The organism is Psychrilyobacter sp. (assembly GCF_049671765.1).
GTDB lineage: Bacteria > Fusobacteriota > Fusobacteriia > Fusobacteriales > Fusobacteriaceae > Psychrilyobacter.
This window is the reverse complement of record NZ_JBATVM010000172.1, coordinates 1-5,138: the sequence shown is the minus strand read 5'-3', so window position 1 is coordinate 5,138 and position 5,138 is coordinate 1. Positions and strand designations below refer to the sequence as shown.

Below are 5,138 nucleotides of genomic sequence, written 5' to 3'. Positions count from 1 at the left end.
GTATAGGAGTGGTTATGACCTTGATTCCTTTTGGATATCAATTTAAGATGCCAACACATAGAGAATGGTTAGTTTTATTGGGGATGGGTGTGTTTTCTTATCTCGGGCAATATACTGTAACTAATGGATTTAAGTACGTGAAGGCTCTAGAGGGTAGCCTGATATCTTCTAGTAGAATATTTATAGCTGGAATATGTGGAGTATTATTTTTAGGAGAACCATTTAGTGTTGCTATAGTATTGGGTGGAAGTTTAATATTTATAGGAATAGTATTGGTTAGTATAAAGGGGAATTATAAAAAAAAGTTTAAAATAGAAAAATTATAAATTTTGCCATAGGCGATAGGGGATGAGAAAAATTTTATATAATTTGATACGAACAATATTATATATTCCTTTAGGAATAGGAATGATATTTTCTAATAAATTAAGAAAATTTGTAAAAAAAAGAATGTTTCAAAAGATAGATATAAATGAAAAAAAAGAGACTATATGGATTCATTGTGCGTCTGTAGGAGAAGTCAATTTAGCTGAACCTATAATAAATAAATTTTTGGATAAAACACAAGAAAAAATTATTTTAACTATGATGACTGATACTGGAATGGAAACAGCTAGAAAAAAATATAAAGAAGAGACTAGGGTAGATCTTTTATTTTTTCCTTTAGATGATTATTTTTGTATAAATAAAATTTTGAGTAAGATAGTTTTAAAAAAATTAGTAATTATAGAAACGGAGATATGGCCCAACTTAATTCTTTTATGTTCTAAAAAATCAGAGGTAGTCTTGATAAATGGAAGGATATCAGATAGGAGTATAGGATCATATACAAGGATAAAATTCTTATTGAAAAAGATATTTTGTGAAATCGATATATTTATTATGCAAACTGAACAAGATAAAAAAAGAATAATATCTCTTGGAGCTCCTAAAAATAAAGTTTATAATTATGGAAATTTAAAATTTAATATTGAATTGCCAAAATATGAAAAAAGAGAACTAGTTGATTTAAGGAAAAAAATAAATGGAAAAGGTAAAAAAATAATAGTAGCGGGAAGTACAAGAAATGATGAAGAAGAGTATTTGTTGGAAGTTTTTGATAAATTAGACGATTATCTTTTGATATTGGTGCCAAGACACATAGAGAGAACGACGGATATATGCCAAAGGTTATTACAGAAATATAATTATCAAAAGTGGACAGATATATACCCAGAAGAAGAAAAAGACGGTGTAGAGGTAATTCAAGAATTACCTATGAAAGATTTAGATATAATAATTGTAGATAAGATAGGAGAACTACGTAAATTATATGCAATTGCAGATATAGCATATGTAGGTGGAACTATGGTGGATGTAGGAGGACATAGTCTATTAGAACCACTATTTTATAGAAAACCTCCTATTTTTGGGCCTTTTATCCAAAATGTAAGGAGTATTGCAAAGGAAATAATAGCTAGAGAGATAGGTATTCAGGTCGATGGTGTAGAAGGACTCTATAGAGCAATTAAGAATTATGAATTTAAAGAGGAAATATCAAGAGATAGTAATGAAAAAGAAAATAATATTAATATTGATATAGAAGATAGGATAGATAAGTTCTTTGAAGAAAACAGCCGTGTAGTGGATTTGACTTTTGAAAAGATAATGGGAAAATAAATTTTAGGTTTTAACTCTAAGTTTCAGTTATGTATCAAAAACAAAGACTTCTGTGTTGTAGCAGTAAGATGTTTTACATTTGTGTAATTCGTGACAAAACTAAAGTTCTAAGGATTCCATCCTTAACTGGGTTCATTTACTTTTTTTCTGAAAAAGAAACGAACCAAAGAAAAGCAGGACGATTATAACTTTAGAGTTAAAGACATTAGGATAACATCCAGAAAAAGAAATAGGGTTTTAAACAAAAATAAAAAAACTCTGTTCATATCAGTGACCTCTGTGTCTCTGCGTTGAAAGAGATATGTAATCTGTGTCAAAAAGAAAAGTTTAAACTCTATGAATTCCAGGGAATTATGATAAAGCAGTAAAATTTAACTAAAACAAGGCCACTCACGCTACCTTTAAGGCTATTTCTAACCCCCTTAAGGCTCCTGAGTGGCCTTTCGCGTTTATTGCCTCTCAATCCCAATGTTTTCAAAGGGTTGAAGGTCTTCTTATTTGCCTTGTTTTGTTTGTAGAGGTGCAATTTATAAAGAAAGCTTTTAGGAGGCCTTAGGAGGGGAATAAGAGGGTTTTTTAAAGTGAGAAGAGAAAAAAAGGAAAAAAGAAAATGAAAAGTTGAAAGTGTATAGTTGAAAGATAAAAGAAAAACTTGGACACGGAGATACACTGAGGAAAAAAAGGAACGCGGATGTTATCTTCGACTGCGCTCAGACAACGATACACGGAAGAGGCTATGGAGGGGTAATTCATGAATTACCCGTACGGCAAAATATTTATTTGATTTGCATTTAATATTCGTATACCCTTGGTGGAAAAAAATTCTGAAGTATTTTATTCATTAGAGGAGTTTGTGATGAAAAATATTTTCACCTTAGTTTTAAAGAGTGATATTGACAGAATATGGAAATTTTAGTATACTGAAATGTACTGAAAATGATAAAGACAAAAATATTAAAAAATAAGTAAAAAAACATATATATAACAATAAACATGATTTAAAGTATTGTTGATAAAAAATGGAGGCAAGATGTCGAATATAAAAAAAGATAATAATGTAGGAGATATGTGGAAACACTTTTTTAATTATGAAAGAAGACATTATAATCCATATATGGTAAAGTTAGCAGAACACCCAAATCATATTATGTATGACAAGGAAGTTATGGACTCATATAAGGGTAAATGGAATGAATATTTTAAAAATGAAAATCCTATTTATTTAGAAATTGGTTCTGGAAGTGGGATGTTTGCCAACGATATGTGTGTAAGATACCCAGAGAGAAATCATATGGCTTTGGAAATAAGATTCAAAAGACTGGTTCTTTCAGCTAGAAGATCTGAAAAGTTAGGACTAGATAACTTATTATTTATAAAAAGACGTGGTGAAGAGATAACTAACTTTATAGGTGTAGAAGAGATGGCAGGACTGTATATTAACTTTCCAGACCCATGGGAAGGAAAAGAAAAAAATAGAATCCTTCAACCAAAGTTATTTGCATTATTAGATCAAATTTTAGCTAAAGATGGAAGGTTATTTTTTAAAACAGATCATGATAAATATTATGCAGATGTATTAGAATTTATGCCAGAAGTAGAAGGATATGAAGTGGTATATCATACTGCTGATCTTCATAACAGTCCACTTGCGGAAGAAAATATAATGACTGAATTCGAAAGTCTATTTACATATAAGCATCAAAAGAATATTAATTATATCGAAATAAAGAGATCAGAAAATAAATAGAAAAATAAAAGCTTGGACACGGAGATACACAGAGTGGAAAAAAGAGAGTATACTGAGAAACCTCAGTGAACCTCTTACCTAACCTCGGTGAATCTCTGTGATAAAGAAAAAGGTTTTGATCTTAACATTTAAATAAATTCATGAAAAAAAGATAGTAAATAATTAAATAATATTTTATTCTGTGAAAGTCAGAGACGTTTAGATCTCTGTATTGGAACGTTTAAATATTTAAAATAAATCTAATGAAGAGGTGGATCATGGCAAGTTATGTAGTAGTAGGAACACAATGGGGAGACGAAGGTAAAGGTAAAATTATCGATGTATTAGCACATAAGGCAGATTATGTAGTTAGATTCCAAGGTGGAAACAATGCAGGTCATACAGTAGTAGTAGATGGGGAGAAATTTGTTCTTCACTTATTACCTTCAGGAATGTTACACGGGAATGGAAAATGTGTAATTGGGCCAGGAGTAGTAGTAGATCCGAAAGTATTATTACACGAGTTATCAACTTTAGAGGAAAAAGGAGCCAAGGTAGATCACTTATTTATCTCTGATAGAGCTCATCTTATCATGCCTTACCATGTTCAATTAGATATTGTAAAGGAAGAAGCTAGAGGAGAAAACAAGATAGGAACAACAAAAAGAGGAATAGGACCTTGTTATGCTGATAAAATAGCTAGATGCGGAATAAGAGCAGTAGATTTATTAGATATGGAAGCATTTGGAAGAAAATTAAAAATAAACTTAGATGAAAAAAATGAATTATTCACAAAAATTTATAATACAGAAGCTATGAGTTATGATAAAGTCATGGCAGATTTTACTGAATATTCTAATTTATTAAAGCATAGAATTGCTGATTTTGTTCCTGAAATCAATGAAGCACTAGATAATGGTAAAATCGTAATGTTTGAGGGAGCTCAAGCTATGATGTTAGACATCAACTTTGGAACTTATCCATATGTAACTTCTAGTTCACCAACTGCTGGTGGAGTAACTACAGGTGTAGGAGTAGCCCCTTCTAAAATCGATAGAGTAATCGGTGTTATGAAAGCATACACTACTAGAGTAGGAGAAGGGCCTTTCATCACTGAATTAAATGATGAAACAGGAGAAAAATTAAGAGCAGTTGGAAGAGAATTTGGTGCAACTACTGGTAGACCAAGAAGATGTGGATGGTTAGATGGTGTAGTAGGTAAGTATGCTGTAATGGTAAATGGTCTTACAGATGTAGTGGTAACAAAGATAGACGTATTAAGTGGAATGGATGAATTAAAGATATGTGTAGGTTATGAAATAGATGGAAAGGTATGGACTACTATACCAGCAGCTATTGAGATGACTGAAAAAGCGACACCTGTATATGAAACATTACCAGGATGGTCTGAAGATATTACAGGAATGAGAGAGTATGATGAATTACCTGAAAACTGTAAAAAATACGTAGCTAGAATGGAAGAAATAATTGGATGTGAAATCACTATGATCTCAGTAGGTCCAGACAGAACTCAAAATATATTTAGAAAAGAATTCTAATTTATTTAGAAGGTAGCGAAAGCTACCTTCTTTTTTTGTTATTTAGGAAATTATAAATTTCAAGATATGCAAAAAAAATAAATTGTTTAGTCAAATGATAAAGAATTTTCGGTAAAAAATTTATTTCAAAGGATAATATAAATAAAAAAGTATATGCAAAAAGGAGCTTAAAAAATAAGCTTCTTCAAAAGTAT

4 protein-coding genes are annotated in these 5,138 nt (G+C 30.6%); all 4 read left to right on the top strand.

Annotated features, from left to right (window positions below; all coding sequences use genetic code 11):
* A partial coding sequence (locus WBG30_RS07930) for an EamA family transporter (protein ID WP_424504106.1) occupies positions 1-326 on the top strand: 326 nt, incomplete at its 5' end.
* A gap of 22 nt (positions 327-348) precedes the next feature.
* Positions 349-1,659 (top strand): 3-deoxy-D-manno-octulosonic acid transferase, encoded by a 1,311-nt coding sequence (locus WBG30_RS07925; RefSeq protein ID WP_424504105.1) that lies wholly within the window; start codon positions 349-351, stop codon positions 1,657-1,659.
* A 1,030-nt stretch (positions 1,660-2,689) separates the two neighbouring features.
* Positions 2,690-3,406 (top strand): tRNA (guanosine(46)-N7)-methyltransferase TrmB, encoded by a 717-nt coding sequence (trmB, locus tag WBG30_RS07920; protein WP_424504104.1) that lies wholly within the window; start codon positions 2,690-2,692, stop codon positions 3,404-3,406.
* Positions 3,407-3,663: 257 nt separating this feature from the next.
* Positions 3,664-4,944 carry an adenylosuccinate synthase gene (locus tag WBG30_RS07915; RefSeq protein WP_424504103.1) on the top strand — a complete coding sequence of 427 codons (1,281 nt, stop codon included), beginning with the start codon at positions 3,664-3,666 and terminating at the stop codon, positions 4,942-4,944.
* Positions 4,945-5,138: the final 194 nt, after the last annotated feature.

Coding starts and splice junctions, on each gene's coding strand:
- trmB (WP_424504104.1), top strand. CDS start 2,690: ATGTCGAATATAAAAAAAGATAATAATGTAGGAGATATGTGGAAACAC.
- WBG30_RS07925 (WP_424504105.1), top strand. CDS start 349: ATGAGAAAAATTTTATATAATTTGATACGAACAATATTATATATTCCT.
- WBG30_RS07915 (WP_424504103.1), top strand. CDS start 3,664: ATGGCAAGTTATGTAGTAGTAGGAACACAATGGGGAGACGAAGGTAAA.